The 25804-nt window shown below is 73.6% G+C and carries 24 protein-coding genes; 15 read left to right on the top strand and 9 right to left on the bottom strand.

The window, feature by feature from the left end; genetic code table 11:
• Nucleotides 1–51: 51 nt before the first annotated feature.
• Nucleotides 52–1068 (top strand): cobalamin biosynthesis protein, encoded by a 1017-nt coding sequence (locus O7611_RS22215; RefSeq protein ID WP_370584927.1) that lies wholly within the window; start codon nt 52–54, stop codon nt 1066–1068.
• On the top strand, nt 1065–2609 hold the full coding sequence (locus tag O7611_RS22210) for a cobyric acid synthase (RefSeq protein WP_194800704.1): 1545 nt from the start codon (nt 1065–1067) through the stop codon (nt 2607–2609). The genes O7611_RS22215 and O7611_RS22210 overlap by 4 nt, the downstream gene beginning before the upstream one ends.
• Here the strand turns inward: O7611_RS22210 and O7611_RS22205 are convergent.
• Nucleotides 2603–3004 carry a rhodanese-like domain-containing protein gene (locus O7611_RS22205; protein ID WP_194800739.1) on the bottom strand — a complete coding sequence of 134 codons (402 nt, stop codon included), beginning with the start codon at nt 3002–3004 and terminating at the stop codon, nt 2603–2605. The two genes, O7611_RS22210 and O7611_RS22205, sit on opposite strands and share 7 nt — an antisense overlap.
• A gap of 111 nt (nt 3005–3115) precedes the next feature.
• Between O7611_RS22205 and O7611_RS22200 the strand changes: the two genes are divergently transcribed.
• From O7611_RS22200 to O7611_RS22185, 4 genes are all read left to right on the top strand, one after another.
• Entirely contained in the window at nt 3116–3769 is a 654-nt protein-coding gene (locus O7611_RS22200) for a uridine kinase family protein (protein ID WP_269697507.1), read from the top strand.
• A gap of 21 nt (nt 3770–3790) precedes the next feature.
• Nucleotides 3791–5155: a dipeptidase gene (locus O7611_RS22195; protein WP_194800706.1), complete on the top strand. Its 1365-nt coding sequence runs from the start codon at nt 3791–3793 to the stop codon at nt 5153–5155.
• A 78-nt stretch (nt 5156–5233) separates the two neighbouring features.
• Nucleotides 5234–5440 (top strand): hypothetical protein, encoded by a 207-nt coding sequence (locus tag O7611_RS22190; protein ID WP_030273275.1) that lies wholly within the window; start codon nt 5234–5236, stop codon nt 5438–5440.
• Nucleotides 5441–5529: 89 nt separating this feature from the next.
• Complete coding sequence (locus tag O7611_RS22185) at nt 5530–7113, top strand: ATP-dependent DNA ligase (RefSeq protein ID WP_194800707.1); 1584 nt, start codon at nt 5530–5532, stop codon at nt 7111–7113.
• 4 nt (nt 7114–7117) lie between these two features.
• On the opposite strand, the gene O7611_RS22180 is transcribed toward O7611_RS22185, so the two are convergent.
• Together O7611_RS22180 and O7611_RS22175 are read right to left on the bottom strand one after the other, a co-directional pair.
• A complete protein-coding gene (locus O7611_RS22180) occupies nt 7118–7816 on the bottom strand; it encodes a hypothetical protein (RefSeq protein WP_269697506.1) in 699 nt (232 codons plus the stop codon).
• 245 nt (nt 7817–8061) lie between these two features.
• Nucleotides 8062–8880 carry an SURF1 family cytochrome oxidase biogenesis protein gene (locus O7611_RS22175; protein ID WP_194800709.1) on the bottom strand — a complete coding sequence of 273 codons (819 nt, stop codon included), beginning with the start codon at nt 8878–8880 and terminating at the stop codon, nt 8062–8064.
• 133 nt (nt 8881–9013) lie between these two features.
• Between O7611_RS22175 and O7611_RS22170 the strand changes: the two genes are divergently transcribed.
• Together O7611_RS22170 and O7611_RS22165 are read left to right on the top strand one after the other, a co-directional pair.
• On the top strand, nt 9014–10384 hold the full coding sequence (locus O7611_RS22170; protein ID WP_194800710.1) for a cobyrinate a,c-diamide synthase: 1371 nt from the start codon (nt 9014–9016) through the stop codon (nt 10382–10384).
• Nucleotides 10381–10950, top strand: a complete 570-nt coding sequence (locus O7611_RS22165) for a GNAT family N-acetyltransferase (protein ID WP_135241673.1) — start codon at nt 10381–10383, stop codon at nt 10948–10950. Before O7611_RS22170 ends, O7611_RS22165 begins: the two co-directional genes overlap by 4 nt.
• Nucleotides 10951–11063: 113 nt before the next feature.
• On the opposite strand, the gene O7611_RS22160 is transcribed toward O7611_RS22165, so the two are convergent.
• Nucleotides 11064–13196, bottom strand: coding sequence for a transglycosylase domain-containing protein (locus tag O7611_RS22160; protein WP_269697505.1), 2133 nt, complete (start codon nt 13194–13196; stop codon nt 11064–11066).
• 121 nt (nt 13197–13317) lie between these two features.
• Here O7611_RS22160 and cobC point away from each other — a divergent pair, with 121 nt between their 5' ends.
• From cobC to cobA, 3 genes are read left to right on the top strand one after another with little or no spacing between them, the layout of a single operon-like run.
• Nucleotides 13318–14400 (top strand): Rv2231c family pyridoxal phosphate-dependent protein CobC, encoded by a 1083-nt coding sequence (gene cobC / locus O7611_RS22155; protein WP_194800712.1) that lies wholly within the window; start codon nt 13318–13320, stop codon nt 14398–14400.
• Entirely contained in the window at nt 14400–15470 is a 1071-nt protein-coding gene (cobT, locus tag O7611_RS22150; protein WP_194800740.1) for a nicotinate-nucleotide--dimethylbenzimidazole phosphoribosyltransferase, read from the top strand. The genes cobC and cobT overlap by 1 nt, the downstream gene beginning before the upstream one ends.
• Before the next feature lie 17 nt (nt 15471–15487).
• On the top strand, nt 15488–16732 hold the full coding sequence (cobA, locus tag O7611_RS22145; RefSeq protein ID WP_269698149.1) for a uroporphyrinogen-III C-methyltransferase: 1245 nt from the start codon (nt 15488–15490) through the stop codon (nt 16730–16732).
• 130 nt (nt 16733–16862) lie between these two features.
• On the opposite strand, the gene otsB is transcribed toward cobA, so the two are convergent.
• The 4 genes from otsB to O7611_RS22125 all read right to left on the bottom strand — a co-directional run bounded on the left by otsB (nt 16863) and on the right by O7611_RS22125 (nt 21662).
• Nucleotides 16863–19463 (bottom strand): trehalose-phosphatase, encoded by a 2601-nt coding sequence (otsB, locus tag O7611_RS22140; protein WP_194803388.1) that lies wholly within the window; start codon nt 19461–19463, stop codon nt 16863–16865.
• Nucleotides 19460–20860, bottom strand: a complete 1401-nt coding sequence (locus O7611_RS22135) for an alpha,alpha-trehalose-phosphate synthase (UDP-forming) (protein ID WP_043328887.1) — start codon at nt 20858–20860, stop codon at nt 19460–19462. Before O7611_RS22135 ends, otsB begins: the two co-directional genes overlap by 4 nt.
• A 141-nt stretch (nt 20861–21001) precedes the next feature.
• On the bottom strand, nt 21002–21388 hold the full coding sequence (locus O7611_RS22130; protein ID WP_269697504.1) for a hypothetical protein: 387 nt from the start codon (nt 21386–21388) through the stop codon (nt 21002–21004).
• The gene (locus O7611_RS22125; RefSeq protein ID WP_194803390.1) at nt 21381–21662 is read right to left on the bottom strand and encodes a hypothetical protein; all 282 of its coding nucleotides are present in this window, start codon (nt 21660–21662) and stop codon (nt 21381–21383) included. The genes O7611_RS22130 and O7611_RS22125 overlap by 8 nt, the downstream gene beginning before the upstream one ends.
• Nucleotides 21663–21876: 214 nt before the next feature.
• Between O7611_RS22125 and ettA the strand changes: the two genes are divergently transcribed.
• The 4 genes from ettA to O7611_RS22105 all read left to right on the top strand — a co-directional run bounded on the left by ettA (nt 21877) and on the right by O7611_RS22105 (nt 25364).
• Nucleotides 21877–23553, top strand: coding sequence for an energy-dependent translational throttle protein EttA (gene ettA, locus O7611_RS22120; protein WP_194803391.1), 1677 nt, complete (start codon nt 21877–21879; stop codon nt 23551–23553).
• Complete coding sequence (locus tag O7611_RS22115) at nt 23546–23989, top strand: acyl-CoA thioesterase (protein WP_135241665.1); 444 nt, start codon at nt 23546–23548, stop codon at nt 23987–23989. Before ettA ends, O7611_RS22115 begins: the two co-directional genes overlap by 8 nt.
• On the top strand, nt 23986–24648 hold the full coding sequence (locus O7611_RS22110; RefSeq protein ID WP_269697503.1) for a hypothetical protein: 663 nt from the start codon (nt 23986–23988) through the stop codon (nt 24646–24648). The genes O7611_RS22115 and O7611_RS22110 overlap by 4 nt, the downstream gene beginning before the upstream one ends.
• A gap of 131 nt (nt 24649–24779) precedes the next feature.
• Nucleotides 24780–25364, top strand: a complete 585-nt coding sequence (locus O7611_RS22105; protein WP_194803393.1) for a YbjN domain-containing protein — start codon at nt 24780–24782, stop codon at nt 25362–25364.
• A 7-nt stretch (nt 25365–25371) separates the two neighbouring features.
• Here the strand turns inward: O7611_RS22105 and O7611_RS22100 are convergent, their stop codons facing one another.
• Nucleotides 25372–25755, bottom strand: coding sequence for a globin (locus tag O7611_RS22100; RefSeq protein WP_194803425.1), 384 nt, complete (start codon nt 25753–25755; stop codon nt 25372–25374).
• Between the last annotated feature and the right edge of the window lie 49 nt (nt 25756–25804).

Raw genomic sequence — 25804 nt, 5'->3', positions numbered from 1 at the left:
GCGTCACCACCCCGCGGTACGACTAGGCTGGCCGGCCGGAGGTGGTGACGGGTGCGGCAGGCGACCGCCATGGCGAACGCGACCGGGTTGGTGGCGGGCTACGCGCTCGACGCGCTGCTCGGCGACCCCCGCCGGTGGCATCCGGTGGCCGGCTTCGGCACGGCGGCCGGTGCGCTGGAACGGCGGGTCTACCGCCCCGACCGGGCGGCCGGCACCGCGTTCACGGCGCTCGCCGTCGGCGCGCCGGTCCTGCTCGGTGCCGCCGCCGCGCTGGCGACCCGGCACCATCCGATCGCGCGGGCCGCGCTGGTGGCCGCCGGCACCTGGACGGTGCTCGGCGGGCGCACGCTGCGGCACGAGTCCCGGGTGATGGCGCGGGCACTCGGCCGGGCCGACCTGCCCGCCGCCCGGGCCCGCCTGGGCAACCTCTGCGGGCGCGACCCGTCCGCCCTCGACGAGCCCGAACTCGCCCGCGCCACAGTCGAATCGGTCGCCGAGAACACCTCGGACGCCGTGGTCGCCCCGCTGGTCTGGGGCGCCGTCGCGGGCCTGCCCGGCCTGCTCGGCTACCGGGCGGCGAACACGCTCGACGCGATGGTCGGCCACCGCTCACCCCGGTACGCCCGCTTCGGCACCCCCGCGGCCCGGCTGGACGACGCGCTGAACCTGCTGCCGTCCCGGCTCACCGGGCTGCTCACGGTGGCCGTCGCGCCGGTGGCGCACGGGGACCGCGCCGCCGCGTGGCACGTGTGGCGGCGGGACCGGACCGACCACCCGAGCCCGAACGCCGGTCAGTGCGAGGCCGCGATGGCAGGCGCGCTCGGCGTCCGGCTCGGCGGCCGCAACGTCTACTTCGGCCGCGCCGAGACGCGGCCGTTCCTCGGCGACGGGCCCCGGCCCGAGGCGCGGCACCTGAAGCGGGCCGCCCGGATCTCCGGCGCGGTCGGTGTGGCAGCGCTCGGCCTGGCCGCGCTCTACCCGGTGACGGTCGGCCGTGCGGCCGGGGCGGCCGGACGGGCCGCGCTTGGCATCCTCATGCGTGCGGCCCGCCGGGGGAGCGGGCGGTGAGCGGCGGGCTGCTCGTCGCCGGCACCACCTCCGATGCCGGAAAGAGCGTGCTCACCGCCGGCATCTGCCGCTGGCTGCGCCGCCGGGGCGTCCGGGTCGCCCCGTTCAAGGCGCAGAACATGTCGAACAACTCCGCCGTGGTGGTCGGCCCGGACGGTCGCGGCGGCGAGCTGGGCCGCGCCCAGGCGATGCAGGCCGCCGCCTGCGGGCTCGACGCCGACCTGCGCTTCAACCCGGTGCTGCTCAAGCCGGGTAGCGACCACGCCAGCCAGGTGGTGCTGCTCGGCGAGGCGGTCGACACGGTCACCGCCGGCAACTACCACGAGGTACGGTCCCGGCTCGCCACCACGGCGTACGCGGCGCTGGCCGAGTTGCGGGCCGAGTACGACGTGGTGATCTGCGAGGGCGCGGGCAGCCCCGCCGAGATCAACCTGCGCGACGGCGACTACGTCAACATGGGTCTGGCACGGCAGGCGGGGCTGCCCACGATCGTGGTCGGCGACATCGACAGGGGCGGCGTGTTCGCCTCGATGTTCGGCACCGTCGCGCTGCTCGACGCGGCCGACCAGGCGCTGCTGGCCGGGTTCGTGGTGAACAAGTTCCGTGGTGACCGCGGCCTGCTCCAGCCGGGGCTGGACATGCTGCGCCGGGTCACCGGCCGCCCGACGTACGGGGTGGTGCCCTGGGCGCTGGACCTGTGGCTGGACGCGGAGGACTCGCTCGCGTACGGGCGGGTGCTCGGCCGCCCGGCGGCGCCCCGGGGCACCGACTGGCTCGACGTCGCCGTGGTGCGGCTACCGCGGATCAGCAACGCCACCGACGTGGAGGCCCTCGCGACCGAGCCGGGCGTGCGGGTCCGCCTAACCGTCGAGCCGGCCGAACTGGCCGCCGCCGACGTGGTGGTGCTCCCCGGCACCAAGTCGACTGTCGCCGACCTGGCCTGGCTGCGGGAGACCGGCCTGGCCGACGCGGTCCGGGCGCACGCCGCCGCCGGACGGCCGCTGCTCGGCATCTGCGGCGGTTTCCAGATGCTGGGCCGGGCGATCCACGACGCGGTGGAGAGCCGCCGGGGCACCGTACCCGGCCTCGGGCTGCTGCCCGTCGAGATCACCTTCGAGCCGCGCAAGACGGTTCGCCGAGCCGAGGGCACCGCCGCCGGCGACGTGCCGGTGCACGGGTACGAGATCCACCACGGCCGGGTCACGGCCGCAGACCCGGGACTCGCGCCGCTGCTGCGCCACGCCGACGGCACCGGCGAGGGCGCGCGTCTCGGCACCGTGTACGGCACGCACTGGCACGGCGCCTTCTCTTCCGACGCGTTCCGCCGCCGGTTCCTGACCGAGGTGGCGGAGGCGGCCGGGCGTACCGGGTTCAAGGTCGCGCCGGACACGTCCTTCGCGGCGGCCCGGGAGCGGACGCTCGACCTGCTCGGCGACCTGGTGGAGGAGCACCTCGACACGGACGCGCTGTGGCGGCTGATCGAGTCCGGGCCACCGCCGGGACTGCCGTTCGTGCCACCCGGCGCGCCACCGGCTCAGTAGCGCACGTCGGCCGGGCGGTCGGACATCGGCAGCCCGGCCTCCCGCCAGCCCTGCACCCCGCCGATCATGTCGGTGGCCTGCCGCAGCCCCAGCGTCTGGAGGCTGGCGGCGGCCAGGCTGGAGCTGTACCCCTCCCGGCACACCACGACGACCTCGCGGTCGTACCCGGTGGCCTCCGGTATGCGCCACGCGCTGGCCGGGTCGAGCCGCCACTCCAGCACGGTGCGGTCGATGACGATCGCGCCGGGCAGCTCACCCTCCTCGCGGCGCTGCGCCTCGGTACGCGTGTCGATAAGCAGCGCGCCGCCACGGACCGCCTCGACGGTCTCGTGCGGGGTCAGCCGGCGGAGACCGGCGCGGGCCTGTTCCAGGAGGGCGTCGACGCCCGGACACATCACGTCATGGAGCACCCCCCGATGATGCCCAGCGCGCCGCGCCGCCGCTCGGCGAAACGGTCCGCCCGGGTCGCAGTTTCCAGCGGACGGGGGAACGTTAGCGTCGGTCGGGTGAACGTGGCGGTGATCGAGGCGTACGCCGGGCTGGCCGGTCGGGTACTGGCTGGTCCGGCGCGGTTGGGGCGTACCCGGCTGGTCGCCGTCGACGGGCCCAGCGGCGCGGGCAAGAGCCGGTTCGCGACGCGCCTCGCGGACGCCCTCGCGGCGCGGGCGGGCGGCGTGCGACCGCCGCTCGTGCACACCGACGACCTGCTCGACGGCTGGGACGACCAGCTCACGTTCTGGACCCGGCTGGAGGAGCAGGTGCTCGGCCCGGTGCGGGCCGGCCGGGCGGGAGGTTACCGCCGCTACAGCTGGGTGCGCCGGCGCCTCCTGGACCGGGTGGTGCCGGTGCCCGCCGGTCCGGTGCTGATCGTCGAGGGGGTGAGCGCCGCCCGCGCCGCGGTACGCCCCGAGCTGACGCTGTCGGTCCTGGTCACCGCGCCGGCCGAGCTGCGGTTACGCCGGGCGCTGGCTCGCGACGGCGCGCAGATCCTGCCGGAGCTGCGCCGGTGGCACGCGGGGGAGCGGGCGCACTTCACCGCCGACGACACCGCGAGGGCGGTGGACCTGGTGGTCGACGGCGCACCGGACCTGCCGCACGACGCGGACCGCTACTACGTGCGCCTCAGGCGGCGATCGGGCTCGGGCGACGTGGCGGGGTAAGGCCAGCATACGATTCCGGTCATGACCACTCCGATCCTCTCCGAGTCCGAGGTGCGGGCCGCCGTCGAGCGGGAACTCCCCGGCGTCCGTGCCGACCTCGAGCGACTCGTCCGTATCCCGGGCATCGCCTTCGAGGGCTTCGACCACTCGCACGTGGAGCGTTCCGCCGAGGCGGTGGCGGAGCTGCTGCGCGGCTGCGGCCTCGACACGCGGATCGTCCGGTCCGGCGGGCAGCCCGCGGTGATCGGCACGAAGGCGGCCCCGCCCGGCGCGCCGACGGTGCTCATGTACGCGCACCACGACGTGCAGCCGGTCGGCGACCTGTCGCTGTGGGAGTCGGACCCGTTCGAGCCGGTGGAGCGCGACGGCCGCCTCTACGGCCGGGGCGCCGCCGACGACAAGGCCGGCATCATGGCGCACGTCGCCGCGCTGCGCGCGTTCGGTGACCGGCTCCCGGTCGGCGTGGTGCTGTTCATCGAGGGCGAGGAGGAGTACGGCTCGGACTCGCTGGAGCGGCTGCTCGCCGAGCACCGCGACGACCTGGCCTCGGACGTCATCGTGATCGCCGACTCCACCAACTGGGACGTCGGCGTGCCGGCGCTGACCACCTCGCTGCGCGGCATCGTCAACTGCTTCGTGGAGGTGCGCACGCTCGACCACGCCGTGCACAGCGGCATGTTCGGCGGCGCCGTGCCGGACGCGCTCACCGCGCTGGTGAAGCTGCTCGGCACGCTGCACGACGAGGCGGGCGACGTCGCGGTGGACGGGCTGGTCGGCCGCGAGGGCGCCAGCGTCGACTACCCGGAGGACCGGTTCCGGGCCGAGGCCGGCCTGGTCGACGGCGCGACGCTGTTCGGCACCGGCCGGATCACCGACCGGCTCTGGACCAAGCCGGCGCTGGCGATCCTCGGCGTGGACGCGCCGTCCACCGGCGAGGCCCCGAACGCGCTGGTGCCGTCCGCGAAGGCGAAGCTGAGCGTACGGCTGGCGCCGGGCGACGACCCGAAGAAGGCGTACGCGGCGCTGACCGCGCACCTGGAGCGGCACGCGCCGTGGGGCGCGCAGGTGTCGGTGACGTTCGAGCACGACGGCGCGCCCTGTGTCATCGACGCCTCCGGGCCGATGTTCGACGCGGCCCGGTCGGCGTTCCGGACGGCCTGGGACGGCACCGACCCGGTCGACATCGGGGTGGGTGGATCGATCCCGTTCATCGCCACGTTCCAGGAGATGTTCCCGCGGGCCGCGATCCTGGTGACCGGTGTGGAGGACCCGCACGCGCGGGCGCACGGCCCGAACGAGAGCCTGCACCTGGGTGAGTTCGCCCGGGTGTGCCTGGCCGAGGCGCTGCTGCTGGCCCGGGTGGCGGAGGCCGGAAACCCCGTCTGAGGTGTCGAAACCGTAACTTCGGGGCCGATGTCGGAGTTTGTGGTGTGTCGGCGGGCGGGGTGTTATAGCCTTTCGAACATGCGTACGAACGACGAGATGGAGCGGCTTCAGGCCGCCGTCCGTGCTCTGGGGGACGTCGACGTCTCCGCGTGGTCCGAGGACACGCTCAACGAACAGATCGGCGAGCTCTCCGCCGCCCTGGTCACGCTCGACGCGCTGCTCACCCGGGTCGCCGAGGGCGTGCGCGGGCGCGGCCTGCGCATCGAGGAACCGGTCTCGGCCTGACCGTCGGCCCGGCGGCCCCGGCGCACCCGTGCGGTGTGCCGGGTCGCCGGATCCGCCCCGATGTCACAGGTGGCTGGCAGGATGTGGACGTGCGTTTCGCAGAGCTGGCGGCCACCTCGGCCGCGGTCGGCGCCACCAGCGGCCGTCGGGCCAAGGTGGAGCTGCTGGCCGCCGCACTGCGCGGTCTGGAGCCGGGCGAGATCCCGGCCGGCGCCGGCTACCTCGCCGGTGAGCTGCGCCAGCGTCAGACCGGTGTCGGCTGGGCGGGCCTGCGTGACCTGCCCACGCCGGCCGCCGAGCCGACGCTCACCGTCGGCGCGGTCGACGCGGCGATCGACGAGATCTCCCGCGTCGCCGGGTCCGGTTCGCAGGCCCGGCGACGGGAGCTGGTCGGCCGTCTCTTCGCCGCCGCCACCGCCGACGAGCAGCGCCTGCTGACCGGCCTGTTCCGGGGCGAGCTGCGCCAGGGCGCACAGGCCGGGCTGCTGACCGACGCGGTCGCGCGCGCCGCCGACGTGCCGGTCGCCGCCGTGCGGCGGGCCCTGCTGCTCGCCGGTGACCTGCGGGCGGTGGCGGTCGCGGCGCTCACCGGCGGTGCCGCCGCGCTGGCCGGGTTCGGGCTCCAGGTGGGCCGTCCGCTCGCGCCGATGCTGGCGCAGAGCGCGCCCTCGGTCGACGAGGCGCTCACCGCCACCGGCGTGCCGGCCGTGGTCGACGTCAAACTCGACGGCATCCGCATCCAGGTGCACCGCTCCGGGGCGGACATCGCGGTCTTCACCCGCAGCCTGGACGAGATCACCGGCCGGCTGCCCCAGGTGGTCGCAGCCGTCCGCGCGCTGCCCGCACGCGAGCTGGTGCTCGACGGCGAGGCGATCGGGCTGGACGCCGCCGGCCGGCCGCTGCCGTTCCAGGAGACCTCCAGCCGCGCGGCCCGTCGCGCCACGCCCAGCACCACCGGGCCGACGCAGGTCGCGCCCGCCGTGCTGGCCGCCGCCGAGCGAACCGGCGAACCGGTGCTCACGCCGTACTTCTTCGACCTGCTGCACCTCGACGGCGCCGACCTGATCGACGCACCCGGCCGGGAGCGGTGGGCGGCCCTGGCCCGCGCTGTCGACGGTTCGCTGCTCGTCGACCGGGTCGAGGTGGACGACGCGGAGCAGGCGGCCACGGCGTTCGCCGCGGCTGTCGACGCCGGTCAGGAGGGCGTGGTCGTCAAGGACCCGGCCGCGCCGTACGACGCCGGCCGGCGCGGCTCGGCCTGGGTCAAGGTGAAGCCACGGCACACGCTCGACCTGGTGGTCCTCGCGGTCGAGTGGGGCAGCGGCCGGCGGGAGGGCTGGCTGTCCAACCTGCACCTCGGCGCCCGCGATCCGCGCACCGGCGAGTTCGTCATGCTGGGCAAGACGTTCAAGGGGCTCACCGACGAGCTGCTGCGCTGGCAGACCGAACGGTTCCTGTCGCTCGCCGTGGAGAAGGGCGACTGGGTGGTGCGGGTCCGGCCGGAACAGGTGGTCGAGATCGCGTTCGACGGCGTGCAGACGAGCAGCCGGTACCCGGGCGGCATGGCGTTGCGCTTCGCCCGCGTGCTGCGCTACCGCCACGACAAGACCGCCGCCGAGGCGGACACCATCGACGCGGTCCGCGCCATCCACGCCGGCCGGGTCACCGGCTGACGGCTCAGCCCGCCGACAGCGACCGGGCGTAGTTGACCTGGTTGTTGAGCTGCTGCACCTGGAACTGGTCGGTGACCGGGATCCGCGCGACGTACTGGTGCCCGCCACTGCTCACCGTCACCTGCACGGTCCCGTAGTGCCGCGTCTCCTTGATCAGCAGGAACAGGAGGCTGAACACGGTCAGGCAGAAGAAGCCGAGGATCGCGGCGACGACGGCCCACGGAGCGATCTTCTCCTCCTTCTGCCAGTAGTCGGTCACGTACCAGGAGGCACCGGCGAGCGGCAGGACACCGACCGGGGTACGGATCACCGGCGGCGTCACCACGATCTCGGCGATCTGCACGGCCACCGCCGACTGCGTGGGCGGCACCGGCCCGGCCGGCGGGTACGCCGCGGGTGCCGGCCCGTGGTACGGCGCGACCACCCCGGCCGCCGGCACCGGCGGTGCGGAGAACTGCGCGGGCGGCGCGGAGTATTGCGCGGGCGGCGCGGAGAACTGCGGCGCGGCCGGGAACTGAGCGGTGGGCGGCGGTGCGGAGACCGGTGCGGGCGGTGCGGAGAGCGGCGCGGGGGTGACCGGTGCGTCCGGCGCGGCGATCACCGGGAACTGCTCGGTGGGGGGCGCGACGGCCGGCGGCATGGCCGACCACGGGTCGTACGCGGGTGGCTCGGCGGCCGGGGGCGTCGTGGCGTCAGAGGTCACCGCGACCCCCACGATTGACGATCATCCGCGGACCCTACCAACGTCCCTGCCGCCCGGTGTGCCGCCGGATCCACGGCCCGCCCCTGCGCGGAAGCCTCATCGCTCGGAACGGATATGCCTGAGAGGCATGAATATGCCTCTCAGGCATATCCGTCGTGAGGAGTCCTTCGTCGATGGCCGCTACGGCGAGTAACGGGCGCTTGTGCAGAGGATCGACGAGGCGGGCCGTGCCCGGTGCGGCCTGTTCAGGCGGAGGTGGGAGTGGCCGGCTCGGCGGCGCGGTCCACCGGCTCGCCCGGGGTGTCCAGCCCGGCCCGGCGGCGGGCCTCCCGGCGCGCCACCCAGCCGTAGCCGAACAGGCTCATCACCGCGAAGATCCACCACTGCCACACGTAGCCGAAGTTCTGCCAGTTGTTCGTGTGCCCGATCTGGACCGCCTGGAAGGCCGGGTCGGCCGCCGGCGTCTGCCCGTCGAGCAGGACGTAACCGCCGGTCACCGGGTAGGGGAGCTGCTCGGCCAGGCGGGGGATGTCGATGCGCCGGGCCTCCAGCTTGCCGTCACGCCGGCTGACCGCGCCGCCGCCGCTCTCGCTGCCGACCACCCGGCCGGTCACTGTCACCTCGCCGGTCGGCGCCGCCGGCACGTCCGGCTGGACTGTCGCGCCGGCGCCCGGCACGGGCGGGATCCAGCCCCGGTCGACGAGCACCGCGGTGCCGTCGGCAAGCACCAGCGGGGTGAGCACCTCGAAGCCGACCGTCCGGTCGAGGGTCCGGCCGCGGATCAGGACGGTGTTCGCGCTGTCGTACCGGCCGGTGGCGGTGACCCGGCTCCAGGTGAGCTCCTCGGACGGCGCGGGACCGACGTCGCCGCCGCTGGGCGCGGGGAGCGCGTCGCGCAACGGCGCGGGCGTCATGGTGGCCCCGGCGTCGATGCGCTCGTTGACGGCCGTGCGCCCCCGGTAGCGGTCCAGCTGCCAGTTGCCCAGGAACACCATCACCGTGGCGGCGACGAGCGTGAGCGCGAGGTAGCCGAGCCAGCGCGGGGTCAGCAGGAACCGGTACACGTTGGCCAAGGCTACCCGTATGAGCGATGCCACTCGCCGCTGCCAGGCAGAAACGGCGGTGTGCGCGGCTCTCGCGCGCCGGGCCGGACGGGTATGGTCACGCGGGCGGAAACCACCACATCAGGAGTCGATGATGACCGACGTGCCGCGCGTCGTGCTGAGTGCGCCCTCCTCGGGGCACGGCACCGGCGCCGTCTCCCTCGGCCTGCTCGCGGCGCTCACCGACCGGGGGATCCCGGTGGCCGGGTTCAAGGTCGGGCCGGACCAGGTGGACGCGGCGTATCTGGGGCTCGCCGCCGGGCGCGCCGGGCGCACGCTCGATCCGAGACTGGTCGGCCCGGAGCGCATCGCCCCCCTCTTCGCGTACGGCGCGAACGGCGCCGGGTTCGCGCTGGTGCAGGGCACGATGGGCCTCTACGACTCGGTCGCCGGACGACCCGAGAGTGAGTCCACGGCGGCCGTCGCCACCGCGCTGCGCAGCCCGGTGGTGCTCGTGGTGGACGTGGCGGCGATGGGCCAGTCGGTGGCCGCGCTGGTGCACGGTTTCCGGGCGTACGACGACGAGCTGTGGCTGGGCGGCGTGATCCTCAACCGGGTGGCCTCGCCCCGGCACGAGGCGCTGCTGCGCGAGGCGCTCGACGACGTGGGCGTGCCGGTCTACGGGGCGCTGCGCCGGCACGAGCTGCCCCCGGTGCTGCCCGCCCGCCGGTACGGCACCGGGCCCGTGGTGCGCGCCGACGCGGACGCCGAACGGGGCGTACGCCGGCTCGGTGAGGCGGTGGCCGCCACCGTCGACCTCGACCGGCTGCTGGCGCTGGCCCGCTCCGCCCCCGCGCTCACCGTCGAGCCGTGGTCGCCGGAGCCGGCCGACGCCCCGCAGCCGTCGGGGGAACGGCCGGTGGTGGCGCTCGCCGGCGGGCCGGCCGGCACCTACAGCCACCCCGAGACCGCCGAGCTGCTGCGTGCGGCGGGCGCCGAGGTGGTGACGCTCGATCCGCTGCGCGACGAGGCGCTGCCCGCCGGGGCCCGCGCGCTGGTCGTCGGCGGCGGGCTGCCCGAGACGTACGCGGAGCAGCTCTCCGCCAACCGCCGCCTCTGCATCGCGGTGGCCGAGCTGGCCCGCTCGGGCCGCCCGGTGATCGCCGAGGGCGCGGGCCTGCTGTGGTTGGCCCGGGAGCTGGACGGCCTGCCCATGTGCGGGGTGCTGGACGCGGTCGGCACGGTCCGGGACGGCCTGGTGGTCGGCTACCGCACGGCCACGGCGGTCACCGACAGCGTGGTGGCGGCGGCCGGTGCCACGGTGACCGGGCACAAGCAGCACGCCGCAGTGCTCACGCCGCGCGCCGGTGACCGGCCGGCCTGGCGCTGGGAGGGTGGCAATCCGGAGGGCTTCGTCCGGCAGGCGGTGCACGCCTCGCAGCTCGTGCCGCACTGGGCCGCGCATCCGGACGTCGCGGCCCGGCTGGTGGCCGCCGCGCTGGCACCGGTGGGGGCGTCGGCGTGATCGGGCAGGTGGCGGTACGCCGCTTCCCGGCGCTGACCGTCTCCACCCCGCGCATCGAGGTGCGGCACCTCGTCGCCGCCGACGCGGAGGCGATGGACGAGGTGTTCGCCGACCGGCAGACGCAACGCTGGCTGCCGCTGGCGGATGCGTCCGGGCAGATCGACGGGCGGGCGTGGTGCACCGAGCTGGCCCGGCAGCGGCGGGACAGCGGCGACGGCGACCACTGGGCGGTGGTCCGCCGGGAGGACCAGCGGGTGGTCGGCTCGCTCTGGGCCCGCCGTACCGACTGGGGCGCCCGGCTCACCGAGTTGTCGTACGCGATCGCGCCGCACGCCCGGGGCTATGGCCTGGCGGTCGAGGCGGTGGACGCGGTGGCGATCGCTCTGATCCTGGAGCACGGGTTCCAGCGGGTGGAGCTGCGGGTGGCGGCCGGCAACGTGGCGTCGCGGCGGGTCGCCGAGAAGGCCGGCTTCAGCTACGAGGGCCTGCTGCGCAACGCCGGTTTCGTCAGGGGCGCCCGGGTCGACCTGGAGCTGTGGTCCTTCGTCGCCGCGGACCTCCGCTGAGCTCACCCCTTTCGCAACGTCGATCAAGGAGTTCGCGTCTGCGGATCGGACGATCCGTGACGCAAACTCCTTGATCAACTACCCGGGCGCACCCCCGGGCGGATCAGGGCGGCTCAGCCGACTATCTGGTCCGAGGGTGGGGTGAACTGGCGGGTGGGCTGGCCCTTCAGGGAGTCCCGCAGGGTCTGCGCCACCGCGTTCACCGGGATCTGCGACTGCCCGTCGCCCACCGCGTTGAACGGATTGTCCGGGTCGGCGATGAAGCTCGCCGCCGCCAGCTCCGGCGTGTAGCCGACGAACCACGCCGACCGGGTGCTGTCCGTCGTACCCGTCTTGCCGGCGACCGGGCGGCCGACCGTGCCGCGGACGCTGTCGGCCGTCGACCAGCCGCCGCAGCTCCCCTTGGCCGGGGTGTCGCCGGTGGGGCAGCGCGCCGCGTCGGTGGCGGCGCGGGCCGCGTCGGCGTTCACCACCTGCCGGCACCGCGGCTTGGCGACCTCCCGCTGCACCCCGCCCGCCGTCGTGTACGTGGCCGGCGTGCCGTCCCGGTTCATGATCGCGTTGACCGGGATGGCCTCGCAGTAGCGCCCGTCGGCGGCGATGGCGGCGTACGCGTTCGCCATCTCCAGCGGGGTGGCGTCGGAGACGCCGAGCGTGAACGCGCCCCACTTCTTCGCCTTGCCCGGCGACGCCTGTTCCTTGTCCACGTCGGTACGCCAGCGCAGCCCCAGCTGCTCGGCCAGGCGCACCCCGGCGTCCGCGCCGATCTTCTCCTCCAGTTGGACGAAGTAGGTGTTCACCGACTTGCCGAATCCGGACCACATGGTCTGCCGGCCGGTCATCGCGCCGCTGGCGTTGGACGGCGCCCACCCGTCGTAGACGGCCGACTTGTACGTGTACGGCGAGTCGTACGCGGTGGACAGCGGCATCCCGGCGTTGAGCGCGGCGAGCATCGGGAACATCTTGAACGTCGAACCGGCCTGGTAGCCCGGTAGCGTCCCGCCGCCGAGCAGCGGCGCCACCGTGTTCGGGTAGTTCGCCTTGACCTTCGGGCCGGCCTCCGGGTTCGAGCTGTTCGGGTTCTCGGCCAGGTCGAGCGAGTAGTTCCGGTTCACCGCCATCGCCTTGATCCGCCCGGTGCCGGGCTCGGCGACCACGATGCCGTTGGCGAACGGGCTGCCGGTGTTGTCCTTGGCCCCGACGTTCTTCTCCGCCGCCGCCTGGGTCTTCGGGTCGAGCGCGAGCACGATCCGGTAGCCGCCACGGCGCAGCTTGTCCATCCGTTCCAGCCGGTTCTCGCCGAACGCGGGCTGGGAACTCCACCAGTTCTTCAGGTAGTCGCAGTAGAAGCCCCAGGCGCGGTGCCCGCCGTCGATGGCGGCGCAGTCGTTGGGCGGGTCGGTCAGCTTCAGCTTGATCGGCTGACCCTTCGCCTCGGCGGCGGCGTCCGGCGACAGGTAACCGAGGCGGGCCATGTTGTCCAGCACGTAGTTGCGCCGGCCGGTGGCCTCCTTCTGGTCGGAGGTGATCGGGTCGTACTCCGACGGCGACTTCACCAGCCCGGCCAGCGTGGCCGCCTCGACCGGGGTGAGCGTGGCCGGCGTCTTGGAGAAGAAGATCTGCGAGGCGGCGTAGATCCCGTACGCCCGGTGACCGAAGTAGGCCGAGTTGAGGTAGCGCTCCATGATCTGCTCTTTGCTCAGGTGCTTCTCGATGTCCAGCGCCATGCGCATCTCCTTGACCTTGCGCAGGCTGGTCTGCTGGGTCGCCTCCTGGACCTCCTTGGGTGTGGTCGCGCTGTCCCGCAGCGCCATCCGCACGTACTGCATGGTGATCGTCGAGGCGCCCTGGGATACGCCGCCGGATCGGGCGTTTGACACGAAAGCACGCGCCACGCCCTTCGGGTCGACGCCGTGGTGCTGGTAGAAGCGGTTGTCCTCGGCGGCGACGATCGCCTGCTGGATGTTCGGCGACATGTTCTCGATCTTGGTGTACTGCCGGTACTCCTCGTAGAACATCGTCAGCACCGTCTTGCCGTCCGGCGCGTAGACGTACGAGGTCTCGGCCGGCAACGCGGTCTTGAGGATGTTCGTCTTCTGTTCGATCGCGTGCGCGGTGGCCTTGGCCCCGATGCCGGTGACGGCGACCAGCGGATACAGGGCGGCGGCGACCACGATGCCGGCGATCAGCCCGGCGCGGAGAAGGGGAACGAGACGGCCAGCTGAAGCAAGGGGACGACTGCTCACGGGGTCAAGCTATGACATTTCCGATTCGGAAATGAGAAGAACTCATAAACCGGCGGACCGTGACGCGACCCACGCCGGGATGCGCTGTCCCGGGCGGCGGCTACCCGGCAGGATCGCGGACATGCCCGCAGCACCGACCGGGAGCGCCGCCGCGCTCGACGAGCCCGACCTGGGCCACCACGGGGACGCCGAGGCCACGCCCGGCCTGGTGGACCTGGCCGTGAACGTGCGCCGCGCCCCGATGCCGGACTGGCTGGCCGACCCGATCACCGCCGCGCTGGGCGACCTGGCCGCGTACCCGGACCCGGCGCCGGCCCGCGTCGCCGTCGCTCACCGGCACGGGCGACCCCCGGAAGAGGTACTCCTCACCGCCGGCGCCGCCGAGGGATTCGTCCTGATCGCCCGCGCACTGTCCGGCGTCCGCCACCCCGTGGTGGTGCACCCGCAGTTCACCGAGCCGGAGGCCGCGCTGCGGGCTGCCGGGCACCGGGTGGACCGGGTGCTGCTCGACCCGGCCGACGGCTTCCGCCTGGACCCGGCCCGCGTCCCCGGCGACGCCGACCTGGTCATGATCGGCAACCCCACGAACCCGACCTCGGTGCTGCACCCGGCCGGCACCATCGCCGCGCTGGCCCGTCCCGGCCGGGTGCTCGTGGTCGACGAGGCGTTCGCCGACACCACCGCCGCACCCGGCGTCGACGGCGAGCCCGAGTCGCTCGCCGCCCGCCGCGACCTCCCCGGCCTCGTGGTGGTGCGCAGCCTCACCAAGACCTGGGGCCTGGCCGGGCTGCGGATCGGCTACCTGCTCGGCGATGCCGCGCTGCTGGCCCGGTTCGCCGCCGCGCAGCCGCTCTGGGCGGTCTCCACCCCGGCGCTCGCCGCCGCCACCGCCTGCGCCGCGCCGGCCGCCGTCGCCGCCGAACGCGGCATCGCCGCCGAACTCGCCGCCGACCGCGACCACCTGGTGGCACGCCTGTCCGGCCTGCCGGGGGTACGCGTGGCGGGCCGCCCCGCCGCCGCCTTCGTCCTGATCCACGTGGCCGGCGCCGCCGACGTACGAGAGCGGCTACGAGCGCACGGCTGGGCGGTACGCCGGGGCGACACCTTCCCCGGGCTCGGCCCGGACTGGCTCCGGATCGCCGTACGCGACCGGGGCACCACAGACGCGTTCATCGAGACGCTGGCACGGATCCTGGAGGCATGATGCTGGAGTCCACAGTCGCGACGATCCGGCCGCTGGACGAGGCCGCCATGACGGCGGCCCGCGAGTTGCAGGGGCGGCTGACCAAGCCCGCCGGCTCGCTCGGCGCCCTGGAGCCGCTCTCGGTACGCCTCGCCGGGCTGGCCGGCGCCTGCCCGCCGCCGCTGCCCGAGCCGGCCGCGGTGGCGATCTTCGCCGGTGACCACGGCGTGCACGCCCAGGGCGTGACCCCGTGGCCGCAGGAGGTCACCGCCCAGATGATCGCCAACTTCCTGGCCGGCGGCGCTGTGGTCAACGCGTTCGCCCGGCAGGCCGGCGCCTCGGTCACGGTGGTGGACGTCGGCGTGGCCACCCCGATCCCGGGCGCCGAGTCCGCCGACCCGGCCGGGCCGCGCCTGGTGTCCGCGAACGTCCGCCCCGGGACCCGCGACATGACGGTCACCGCGGCGCTGACCCGGGACGAGGCCCGCACGGCCGTCGAAACCGGCATCCGGATCGCCGGTGAGCTGATCGACGCCGGGGCGGGCATCCTGCTCACCGGCGACATGGGCATCGGCAACACCACCCCGTCCGCCACGCTCATCGCCGCGTTCTCCGGCGTGGACGCCGAGGCGGCCACCGGCCGGGGCACCGGGGTCGACGACGAGACGTACGCCCGCAAGGTGGCTGTGGTGCGGGCCGCGCTGGCCCGGCACGAGCCCGACCCGGCCGACCCCCTGGGCGTGCTGGCCACCGTCGGCGGGCTGGAGCACGCCGCGCTGACCGGCCTGATCCTCGGCGCCGCCGCGCGCCGGGTGCCGGTGCTGCTCGACGGCGTGATCGCCGTCAGCGCCGCAGTCGCCGCCGCCGCGTTCGCGCCGGACGCGGTGGGCGCCATGATCGCCGGGCACCGCAGCGCCGAGCCGGGCGCCACGGCGGCACTGCGGCATCTCGGCCTGGAACCGCTGATCGACCTGGGCCTGCGGCTCGGCGAGGGCACCGGGGCGCTGCTCGCCCTGCCGGTGGTCACCGGCGCGGTCCGGGTACTGCACGAGGTCGCCACGTTCGACTCCGCCGGGGTGGCGGAGAAGTGACCGAGCCGGCCGGGCCGATGCCGCCCAGCCCGTACCCCCTGGGTTTGCGGCTGGCCGGGCGGCGCGTGGTGGTCGTGGGCGGGGGAGCGGTCGCGACCCGGCGGGTCCCCGCGTTGCTCGACGCCGGCGCGGACGTGCTGCTGGTGTCGCCCGAGCTGACCCCGGCGCTGCGCGCGCACGTCGACGCCGGGCGGCTGCACTGGGAGCCGCGCCGGTTCGTCCCCGGCGACCTGGACGGCGCGTGGCTGGTGCAGGTGGCTGTCGACGACCGGGCCGCCGCTGCCGCGGTCAGCGCGGCAGCGGCCGAGCGGCGGATCTTCTGCGTACGAGCCGACGACCGGACGGCGGCGAGCGCGTGGACCCCGGCGGTGACCCGGCACGGCCCGGTCACCGTGGCGGTACTCGGCGGTGGCGACCCCCGCCGAGCGATGGCGACCCGCGACGCCATCCGCGCCCTGCTCGGAAGGAAGGGCCCCCTTTTAACCCCTGCGGTAGCGGAGGGGCCCCCTGTTGACACCGGCGGGCGCGTCGCACTCGTCGGATCCGGGCCGGGCGACCCGGAGCTGATCACGGTGAAGGGGTGGCGGCTGCTCACCGAGGCCGAGGTGGTCGTCGCCGACCGGCTCGTGCCCGGCCTGCTCCTGGACGAACTGCGGCCGGACGTCGAGCTGGTCGACGCCTCCAAGATCCCGTACGGGCCGTCGCGTGCCCAGGAGGAGATCAACCGGATCCTGGTGGACCGGGCGCGGGCCGGCAAGGTGGTGGTACGGCTCAAGGGCGGCGACCCGTACGTCTTCGGCCGGGGCGGCGAGGAACTGCTGGCCTGCGCCGAGGCGGGCGTGCCGGTGACTGTGGTGCCCGGCGTGACGAGCGCGATCGCGGTGCCCGAGGTGGCCGGGGTGCCGGTGACGCACCGGGGCGTGGCGCACGAGTTCACTGTGGTGTCCGGGCACCTCGCGCCCGACGCGCCCGCGTCGCTGGTGCGCTGGGACGCCCTCGCCGGGCTGCGGGGCACGCTCGTGATCCTGATGGGCCTGAAGAACCTCGCCGCGATCGCCGCGACCCTGATCGCGCACGGCAAGCCGGCGGACACCCCCGCCGCGGTGATCCAGGAGGGCACCACAGCCGCCCAGCGGACGCTGCGCTCCACACTGGGCACTGTCGCGCAGGACGTCGAGACCGCCGCGCTACGCCCACCCGCGATCGTGGTGCTCGGCGACGTGGTCCACGCCCTGACCCCCGCCGCCCCGACGCGCGCCTGACCCCGTCGATCTTGCACTTGGTGCCCACCAGGTGCCCGTTATAGCCCTTATGTCAGGGCGGAAAGTGCAAGATCGACGGGGACCGGGACGGGGACGGGGCGGGGGACGTCAGTCCCCCGCCCCGGTCGGGTCACTGCTTGAGCATGTTGTCGAGCAGCAGGGCGCAGCGGATCAGGCCGAGGTGGCTGTACGCCTGCGGGTGGTTGCCCAGCCCGCGCTCGGCCAGCGGGTCGTACTGCTCCGGCAGCAAGCCGGTCGGACCGGCCGTGTCGAGCATCTGGGTGAACAGCTCCTCGGCGTCGCTGCGGCGGCCGGTGCGCAGGTACGCCTCGATCAGCCACGACGTGCAGATGTGGAAGCCGCCCTCCCGGCCGGGCAGGCCGTCGTCCCAGTGGTACCGGTAGACGACCGGACCGCTGCGCAGCTCCGCCTCGATCTTGAGCACGGTGGAGAGGAAGCGCGGGTCGTCGCCGGCGAGCAGCCCGGAGATGCCGATCCACAGCGACGAGGCGTCCATCTCCTCGTACCCGTAGGCGACGCTGTACGCCTCGGCCTCCGGGTGCCAGCCGTGCTCCAGCACGTTCGCGGCGATCCGGTCGCGCAGCTCGACCCACTCGGGCCGGTCCTCGCCGCCGTGGCGGCGGACCACGTGCAGCGCGCGGTCCACAGTCATCCAGAGCATGACCTTGGAGAAGACGTGGTGCCGCGGGGGGAGGCGGGCCTCCCAGATGCCGTGGTCGGGCTCGTGCCAGCGGCGGCGTACCGCCTCGACCATGTTCTCCAGCACCCGCCACTCGTCGTCGCGGATCGAGCCCCGGGCGTCGGCCACCGCCGCGATCAGGTCCGCGACCGGGCCGAAGACGTCGAGCTGGAGCTGGTGGTTGGCGAGGTTGCCGACGCGCACCGGCCGGGAGCCGGCGTAGCCGGGCAGCGTGTCGATGACCGCCTCGGCGCCCAGCTCGAAGCCGTCCACCGTGTAGAGCGGGTGCAGCCGTTCCGGGTGCCCGCCGGTGCGCTCGACCACGCCGTCGATCCAGCGCAGCAGCCCTTCGGCCTCCTCGGTCGAGCCGAGGTCGACAAGCGCGCGGGCGGTCATCGCCGCGTCCCGCAGCCAGCAGTAGCGGTAGTCCCAGTTGCGGACACCGCCCAGCTCCTCGGGCAGCGACGTGGTGGCCGCGGCGAGGATCGAGCCGGTCGGCTCGTGGCAGAGGCCGCGCAGCGTCAGCGCGCTGCGGGCGACCAGGTCCCGGGCGGTGGCGGGCAGCCGCAGTGAGGCCACCCAGTCCTTCCAGGGCTGCTCGGCGGCGGTCTGCCGCTCGTGCAGCGGCAGCCGGTGCGGCTCCAGGCTCTGCGTGCCGAAGCGCAGCTCCAGCACCACCTGGCCGCCGGCCGCCGACAGGTCGACCACCGCCTTCGCGGTCTCGTACCCGGCATCGTTCGTTACCTCCCACTCGACGCCGGGGGAGTGCAGCGCGACCGGCTCGTTGGAGCCGAGCACCAGCAGCCCGTCGTCGAGCGGCTGGAGCTGCACCGCCACCTGACCGAACTCGGGGCGCGGCGCGAACTCGACCCGGGCCCGCCCGGTGCCGCTGAGCACCCGGACCAGTGTCGAGTCGCCGCTGACCACTGCGGGGTCGTCCGGCGTGGTCTCCCGTACCGGGAGGTCGAGCCAGTCGGTCACGGTCAGGCCGGACCAGCGGGTCTCGACGGTCATCGTGTTGCTGCGGTAGCGCTGGCCCAGCGGGATGCCGCCGCGCTCCGGGCCGACCGTGAAGTGCCCGGCCGGGCTGCCGCCGACCAGGTCGGCGAAGATCGCCGCCGAGTCCGGCTTCGGGTGGCACAACCAGGTGATCTTGGCTTCCGGCGTGACGAGCGCGACGGTACGGCCGTTCGCGAGCATCGAGTGCCGCTCGATCGGCACCGCCCGCTCGCCGAACAGCCAGTGCCGCCGCGTCTCCAGCAGCAGACCCAGCGCGCGGGCCGCCTCGATCGGCTCGGCCACCCGGTAGTCGGCGCGGGTCTCCCCGGGACCGATCTTGATGCCGACGTCCGGCCCGGTCAGGTTGCCGAAGGCGTTCTCGTCGGTGACGTCGTCGCCGATGAACAGCACCGCGCTCGCGGCGAGCTGGGTACGGAGCTGGTCGACGGCGGTGCCCTTGTTGGTCACCACCACCGACAGCTCGATGACCTCCTTGCCCTGGGTGACTGTCACGCCCTCCCAGGTCGCGGGGCCGTTGCGGACCGCCTCGACGGCCCGGGCGGCGACGTGCGGGTCGACACCGCGGGTGTGTACGGCGACGCTGGCCGGCTTGCGTTCCAGGCGGATGCCCGGGTGTTCGGCGGCGATCTCGCGCAGTGCCTCGCGGAGCCGGTGCCGGACCGCGATCAGCTCGGGGGTGAGCCGCTCGACGAAGCCGATGTCGAACTCCGAGCCGTGGCTGCCGACCAGGTGCACCTCGCTCGGCAGCCGGGACAGTGTGGCCAGGTCGCGCAGCGCCCGGCCGGAGACGACAGCGACGCTCGTCTGCGGCAGTGCGGCGAGCGCGCGTACGGCCGCCACCGACTCGGGCAGCGGCACGGCCTTGCTGGGGTCCTCGACGATCGGCGCCAGTGTGCCGTCGTAGTCGCAGGCGACCAGGAGTTGCGGAACCCGGGCGATACGGCCGATGGCGGCACGCAGTTCGGGATCCAGCACGCCGCCGTGGGCGGCGGCGGGGGCGGGCGAGGTCACGCAGCCTCCGTATCTCCGACGCCGAGCTCGCTGAGGAACGACTTGGCCCAGTGGCCCACGTCGTGGCTGCGCAGATGGCGCTGCATGACGCGCATCCGGCGGCGGGCTTCGGGCTTTTCGACATGCACGGCCCGCAGCAACGCGTCCTTCACCGCGTCCGGGTCGTGCGGATTACACAGGAACGCCTGGCGCAGCTCTGTCGCGGCGCCGGCGAACTCACTGAGCACGAGCGCGCCGCCCTGGTCGGCGCGCGATGCGACGTACTCCTTGGCCACCAGATTCATTCCGTCTCGCAGCGGGGTCACCATCATCACGTCGGCCGCGACGTACATCGCGGCCAGTTCGGAGCGACTGTACGACTGATGCAGATAATGCACTGCAGGCACGCCGACCCGGCCGAATTCACCATTGATCCGGCCAACCTCGCGTTCCACCTTCACCCGAAGTGCCTGGTAGTGCTCCACGCGCTCGCGGCTGGGCGTGGCGACCTGCACCATAACCGCGTCCGGAACTGTCAACTTTCCGTCAGCGAGAAGTTCGCGGAAGGCCTTCAGCCGGAGTTCGATGCCCTTGGTGTAGTCGAGCCGGTCGACGCCCAGGATGATCGTCTTCGGGTTGCCCAGCTCCTCGCGGATCTGCTTGGCCCGGGCCTGGATCGCGGGGTCCTCGGCCAGCCGCTCCATCTCCTTGGTGTCGATCGAGATGGGGAACGCGCCCGCCTTCACCTGCCGGCCGTCGACCTGGATCATCTGGCCCTCGTAGCGCAGGCCGAGCAGGTGCCGGGCCAGCCGGACGAAGTTCTGCGCTGCCAGCCGCTGCTGGAAGCCGACCAGGTCCGCGCCGAGCAGTCCACGCAGGATCTCGGTGCGGAACGGCATCTGCATGAACAGCTCGATCGGCGGGAACGGGATGTGCAGGAAGAAGCCGATCCGCAGGTCCGGCCGCAGCTCGCGGAGCATCGCCGGCACGAGCTGGAGTTGGTAGTCCTGGACCCAGACCGTGGCGCCCTCGGCCGCCACGTCCGCGGCGGCCTCCGCGAACCGGGCGTTCACCAGCCGGTACGCCTCGCGCCAGCGGCGCTTGTAGGCAGGCGTCTCCACCGCGTCGTGGTAGAGCGGCCAGATCGTCGCGTTCGACTGGCCCTCGTAGTAGCGCTCCAGTTCCTCGGCGCTCAGCGGCACCGGGTGCAGCCGGATGCCCTCCAGGTCGAACGGCTCGGGCGCGGCGCCGGTGCCGCCGGCCCACCCCACCCAGGTTCCCTGGTGCTCGGCGAGCACCGGGTGCAGCGCGGTCACCAGCCCGCCCGGGCTGCGCCGCCACTGCCGTCCCTCGGGTGTGCTCACCTCGTCGACCGGCAGACGGTTGGCCACTACGACAAAGGAGCTACGGACGGTCACGATCGGCCACCTCCGGGTACTGACGGGTCCACCGCGATGAGCGTACTGAGCGTAGCTGCGGCGTCTGATCCCCCGTGCCGGAGTTACCTACCCGTCCCAGAACCGCCGAACCCACCGCGTGATCTTGTCGACACCGGTGGCTCAGAGGTCGATGATCGGCCACTCCTTGGGGAGCACCTCACCGAGCAGTTCCCGCCGGTCACTCATGATCGGCGTGGTGGCCCGTGCGGCCTCCAGCGCCACCTGGGCGAGGTCCATGCTCAGGAGCGTGCGCGACCAGCCGCCGAGGAACATGCACATGTCGTGCGCCACGGGGCTGACGACCACGTGGTCGAGATCGCCGAGGATGTCCAGCAGGCGCCAGCCGTCGACGGCCACCTGCCGGTACGCCTCGGCGAGGCATAGTGCCGGCACGATCACCGTCTGCCCCCGGTCCGCGACCGACGCGATCTGCTCCCCGACCGCCTCGGTGCCCTCCGAGTAGGCCAGCAGGCAGGCGGTGTCGAGCACCAGCCCGGGGTCAGTCACGGGTCAGCCGTCCACGTGACGACTCGCTCAGCAGTGCGGCGGCCCGGGCGCGCAGTTCCGGGGTGATCTTGGCCTGGGCCTCGTCGAGCGCGTGGCCCGCGTCGGCGAGCCCGCCGTCGGACAGCCGGAAGCCGACCTGCCGGAGCGTGCGCCGGGTGCGCTCTCCCGTCATCCGCTGCCGCACGCTCTCGGTGATGAACGCGGAGACGTTCGGCTCCTGGGCCAGTCGTTCGGCCACGTCGTCGGGGACGCTGATGGCGATCTTCTTGGTCATACCGTCGACGTTAACGAGTAGTACCTGCGCCGGCAACGCGGCAGGCCGCCGTACCCCTGGGGTGGGGTGATGTGGGCGTGGCGGTCCGTACCTGTCAGGATTGACGGCGGCGTGCGTGCGGCCGGCTCCCGGCCGGCGGCGGCGGGCGGAGATCGACGCCCGCGCCCCGCACCCGACAAGCCCGCGATCGCAACCGACGGAGGTAGCCCGCACCGTGGCCCAGTTCATCTACGTCCTGGACAAGGCGCGCAAGGCGCACGGCGACAAGGTCGTGCTCGACAACGTGACGCTGAACTTCCTGCCGGGTGTCAAGATCGGGGTGGTCGGTCCGAACGGCGCCGGTAAGTCCAGCCTCCTCAAGATCATGGCAGGGCTGGACCGGCCGAGCAACGGCGAGGCCCGGCTCATGCCCGGCTACTCCGTCGGCATGCTCGCGCAGGAGCCGCCGCTCAACGAGGAGAAGACGGTCCTCGGCAACGTCGAGGAGGCGGTCGCCGAGACCAAGGCCAAGCTGGAGCGGTTCAACGCCATCGCCGAGCAGATGGCCACCGACTACTCCGACGAGCTGATGGAGGAGATGGGCAAGCTCCAGGAGGAGCTGGACGCCTCCGACGCGTGGGACATCGACTCCAAGCTCGAACTCGCGATGGACGCGCTGCGCTGCCCGCCGCCGGACGCCGACGTCACCAAGCTCTCCGGTGGTGAGCGCCGCCGGGTGGCGCTGTGCAAGCTGCTGCTGGAGGCGCCGGACCTGCTGCTGCTCGACGAGCCCACCAACCACCTGGACGCGGAGAGCGTGCAGTGGCTGGAGCAGCACCTGGCCAAGTACGCCGGCACCGTCCTGGCGATCACCCACGACCGGTACTTCCTGGACAACGTGGCCAACTGGATCCTGGAGCTGGACCGCGGCCGGGCCTACCCGTACGAGGGCAACTACTCCACCTACCTGGAGAAGAAGGCCGCCCGGCTCTCCGTCGAGGGACGCCGCGACGCCAAGATGAAGAAGCGCCTCTCCGAGGAACTGGAGTGGGTCCGCTCGAACGCCAAGGCGCGGCAGACCAAGTCCAAGGCCCGCCTGGACCGCTACGACGAGATGGCCGCCGAGGCGGAGAAGACCCGGAAGCTGGACTTCGAGGAGATCCAGATCCCGCCGGGCCCGCGCCTGGGCAACACGGTCATCGAGGCGCAGAACCTCACAAAGGCGTTCGGTGACCGGGTGCTGATCGACGACCTGTCGTTCTCGCTGCCCCGCAACGGCATCGTCGGCATCATCGGCCCGAACGGCGTCGGCAAGACCACGCTGTTCAAGACCATCGTCGGTCTGGAGCAGCCGACCAGCGGCTCGGTCCGGGTCGGCGAGACCGTCTCGCTGTCGTACGTCGACCAGAACCGGCAGGGCCTGGACGGCGACAAGACCGTCTGGGAGGTCGTCTCCGACGGGCTGGACCACCTCATGGTCGGCAAGGTCGAGATGCCGTCGCGGGCGTACATCGCCGCGTTCGGCTTCAAGGGGCCGGACCAGCAGAAGCCGACGAAGGTGCTCTCCGGCGGCGAGCGCAACCGGCTCAACCTGGCGCTGACGCTCAAGATCGGCGGCAACGTGATCCTGCTCGACGAGCCGACGAACGACCTGGACGTGGAGACGCTGTCCAGCCTGGAGAACGCGCTGCTGGAGTTCCCCGGCTGCGCCGTCGTCATCTCCCACGACCGGATGTTCCTGGACCGGGTCGCCACGCACATCCTGGCCTGGGAGGGCGACGACCAGAACCCGGCCAAGTGGTTCTGGTTCGAGGGCAACTTCGAGGCGTACGAGAAGAACAAGGTCGACCGGCTCGGCGCCGAGGCGGCCCGTCCGCACCGGGTGACCTACCGCAAGCTCACCCGTGACTGACCGCTTCGTCTACCACTGCGCGCTGCGCTGGTCCGACCTGGACGCGTACGGCCACGTCAACAACGCCCGCTTCCTCACGCTCTACGAGGAGGCCCGGGTGGCGATGATGTTCGCCGGCGGCCGGGCGTGGGGAGTGGGCTCGTTCGCCGACGGGGTGGTCATCCGCCGGCACGAGGTCGACTACCTGCGCCCGGTCGACTACGCGCTCGGCCGGGCCAGCGCGGAGGCCGCCCCGACGGTACGGATCGAGCTGTGGGTGGACCAGATCAGGGCCGCCTCCTTCTCGGTCGCCTACGAGCTGTACGACGGCGACACGCTGGCCGGTACCGCCCGGTCGCTGCTGGTGCCGTTCGACCTGACGGCGCAGCGCCCGCGCCGGATCTCGCCGGAGGAGCGGGCGTTCCTGCTCCGCTACGCGCCGGGGCTGAGCGGATGACCGGGCACGGGTTGACCGGGACGGCCGACGCCGGGGCCTTCCTGGCCCGGCTGGTCCGGTTCGACCCGGCCACTGTGGTCCGGCTGCGGCCGGTACCGGGTGCGGGCCGTACCGCCCTCTGGGGGCGGCTGCCGTGGGGCGTGCTCGTGGTCCGTACCGTGCCCGGCACCGCCCCCGGCGACGTCACGGTGGCGGCGGGGGAACTGCTGGCCGAACTCTCCGCCGAGGGCGAGGCGCTTCCGGTGCGCCGGGACGACGGCTGGCGGTGGCAGCTCCCACCGGCGGCGAGCCGGGCGGTGGAGGCGCTGCCCGGCGCCGAGCTGCGCCGGATCGCGGAGGCGGCGGCCGGGACGCTGCGCGAGGCGGCCACGCAGGGCGTGGCGGGCCGCGCGGTCGGGCAGCGGGTGCTGCGGGACGCGCTGCTGGACCACGTCGCCGTGGTGGTGACCCCGGACGAGGCGCCGCGGACGCCGGTGGAGGTGTCGCAGCGACTGGTGCAGGCGCTGGTCCGGATGGGTTTCCTCGGCACCGGCGCGGACGACGTTCAGGTGCGGACGGCCGGTCGATGGGTCGGACTCGTCGGACCGTTCGGGGCGGCCTGGTCGCGGACCGTCGCCGATCTTGCACTCAGGCCGACGCCGGGTCGTCCGAACGGATGACCCCGTGTCGTCCTTCCGGTTTGGGGCGGTCGTTGGGGGGATGCCTCAGGCCGCCTGTCCGGGTACCGTCCATCCTCGGATCCAACGCACCGTAGGCGTCCGGATCCGCTGGGGAGTGAGGTGCGCGAGCGATGCCGTGGTGGTCATGGCGCCCTGGTCCCGCCGCTGGCGGGGAGCCGGAGACTCGAAGCGGGACCACAGTGGATGACACCATCCGGGTCGGACCACCGACCCCTCGCCAGCCGGGGGACGACGTGGCGCCGCCCGAGCGGCCGGCCCTCACGGACATGCCGGCCACCGTCGCGCCGGTCACGCTGAGCCGGGTCTGCGACGCGCTCGACCTGCTCGACGTGCGCTATCTGGCCGACGGCGACGGCAACCTGCTGGCCATGTGGGAGCGGCACGCCGTGCTCGTCGCGCTGGAGGGCCCCGAGGACGAGATCCTCGTGATGCGGGCCCGCCCGCACGCGACGGTCCCGCCGGACTGGGCCGACCGGGCCTACCGCGTCGTGAACGAGTGGAACCACACCCGGCGCTTCTGCAAGGCGTACATCGGTGACCCGACCGAGCGCGGTCAGCTCCCGATCTACGCCGAGTTGCAGGTCCCGCTCGGCGCCGGCGCCCACGACGCGCTGCTGGTCGAGATGCTCGACTGCGGCGCCGCCGTCGCGGTGACGTTCGTCGACTGGCTGCACGACGAGGGCGCCCTGCTCTGAGCCGGGCTCAGCCGGCCGGGTCCTCCATCACGTTCACCATGAAGTAGGCGGCCCGCTCCAGGTAGTCCCAGAGCGCAGCGGCGAGCTGCGGCGGCAGGCCCAGCGTGTCCACCGCCCGGCGCATGTGGTGCAGCCAGGCGTCCCGCTCGGCCGCGCCGATCCGGAACGGTGCGTGCCGCATCCGCAGCCGCGGGTGGCCGCGCTGCTCCGAGTAGGTGTGCGGGCCACCCCAGTACTGGATGAGGAACAGGGTCAGCCGGTCCGCCGCCGGGCCCAGGTCCTCCTCCGGGTACATCGGCCGCAGCAGCGGGTCGTCGGCCACACCGGCGTAGAACTCGTCCACCAGCTTGCGGAAGGCCGGTTCGCCGCCGATCGCCTCGAAGAGGGTCATCGACTCGCCTGGGGAAGTCACGCTTCCATCCTGCCAGGTGCCGCCCGGC

The sequence above is a fragment of the Micromonospora sp. WMMC273 genome (assembly GCF_027460285.1).
Taxonomy (GTDB): domain Bacteria; phylum Actinomycetota; class Actinomycetes; order Mycobacteriales; family Micromonosporaceae; genus Micromonospora; species Micromonospora aurantiaca.
This window is presented reverse-complemented; position numbering and strand designations above follow the sequence as displayed.

What these genes read in the sequence shown, in the direction of transcription:
- O7611_RS22205 (WP_194800739.1), bottom strand. Translation starts at nt 3,004, where the DNA reads ATGTGTCCGGGCGTCGACGCCCTCCTGGAACAGGCCCGCGCCGGTCTC.
- O7611_RS22195 (WP_194800706.1), top strand. Translation starts at nt 3,791, where the DNA reads ATGACCACTCCGATCCTCTCCGAGTCCGAGGTGCGGGCCGCCGTCGAG.
- O7611_RS22190 (WP_030273275.1), top strand. Translation starts at nt 5,234, where the DNA reads ATGCGTACGAACGACGAGATGGAGCGGCTTCAGGCCGCCGTCCGTGCT.
- O7611_RS22170 (WP_194800710.1), top strand. Translation starts at nt 9,014, where the DNA reads ATGACCGACGTGCCGCGCGTCGTGCTGAGTGCGCCCTCCTCGGGGCAC.
- cobC (WP_194800712.1), top strand. Translation starts at nt 13,318, where the DNA reads ATGCCCGCAGCACCGACCGGGAGCGCCGCCGCGCTCGACGAGCCCGAC.
- cobT (WP_194800740.1), top strand. Translation starts at nt 14,400, where the DNA reads ATGCTGGAGTCCACAGTCGCGACGATCCGGCCGCTGGACGAGGCCGCC.
- cobA (WP_269698149.1), top strand. Translation starts at nt 15,488, where the DNA reads ATGCCGCCCAGCCCGTACCCCCTGGGTTTGCGGCTGGCCGGGCGGCGC.
- O7611_RS22125 (WP_194803390.1), bottom strand. Translation starts at nt 21,662, where the DNA reads ATGACCAAGAAGATCGCCATCAGCGTCCCCGACGACGTGGCCGAACGA.
- O7611_RS22110 (WP_269697503.1), top strand. Translation starts at nt 23,986, where the DNA reads ATGACCGGGCACGGGTTGACCGGGACGGCCGACGCCGGGGCCTTCCTG.
- O7611_RS22105 (WP_194803393.1), top strand. Translation starts at nt 24,780, where the DNA reads ATGCCGTGGTGGTCATGGCGCCCTGGTCCCGCCGCTGGCGGGGAGCCG.
- O7611_RS22100 (WP_194803425.1), bottom strand. Translation starts at nt 25,755, where the DNA reads ATGACCCTCTTCGAGGCGATCGGCGGCGAACCGGCCTTCCGCAAGCTG.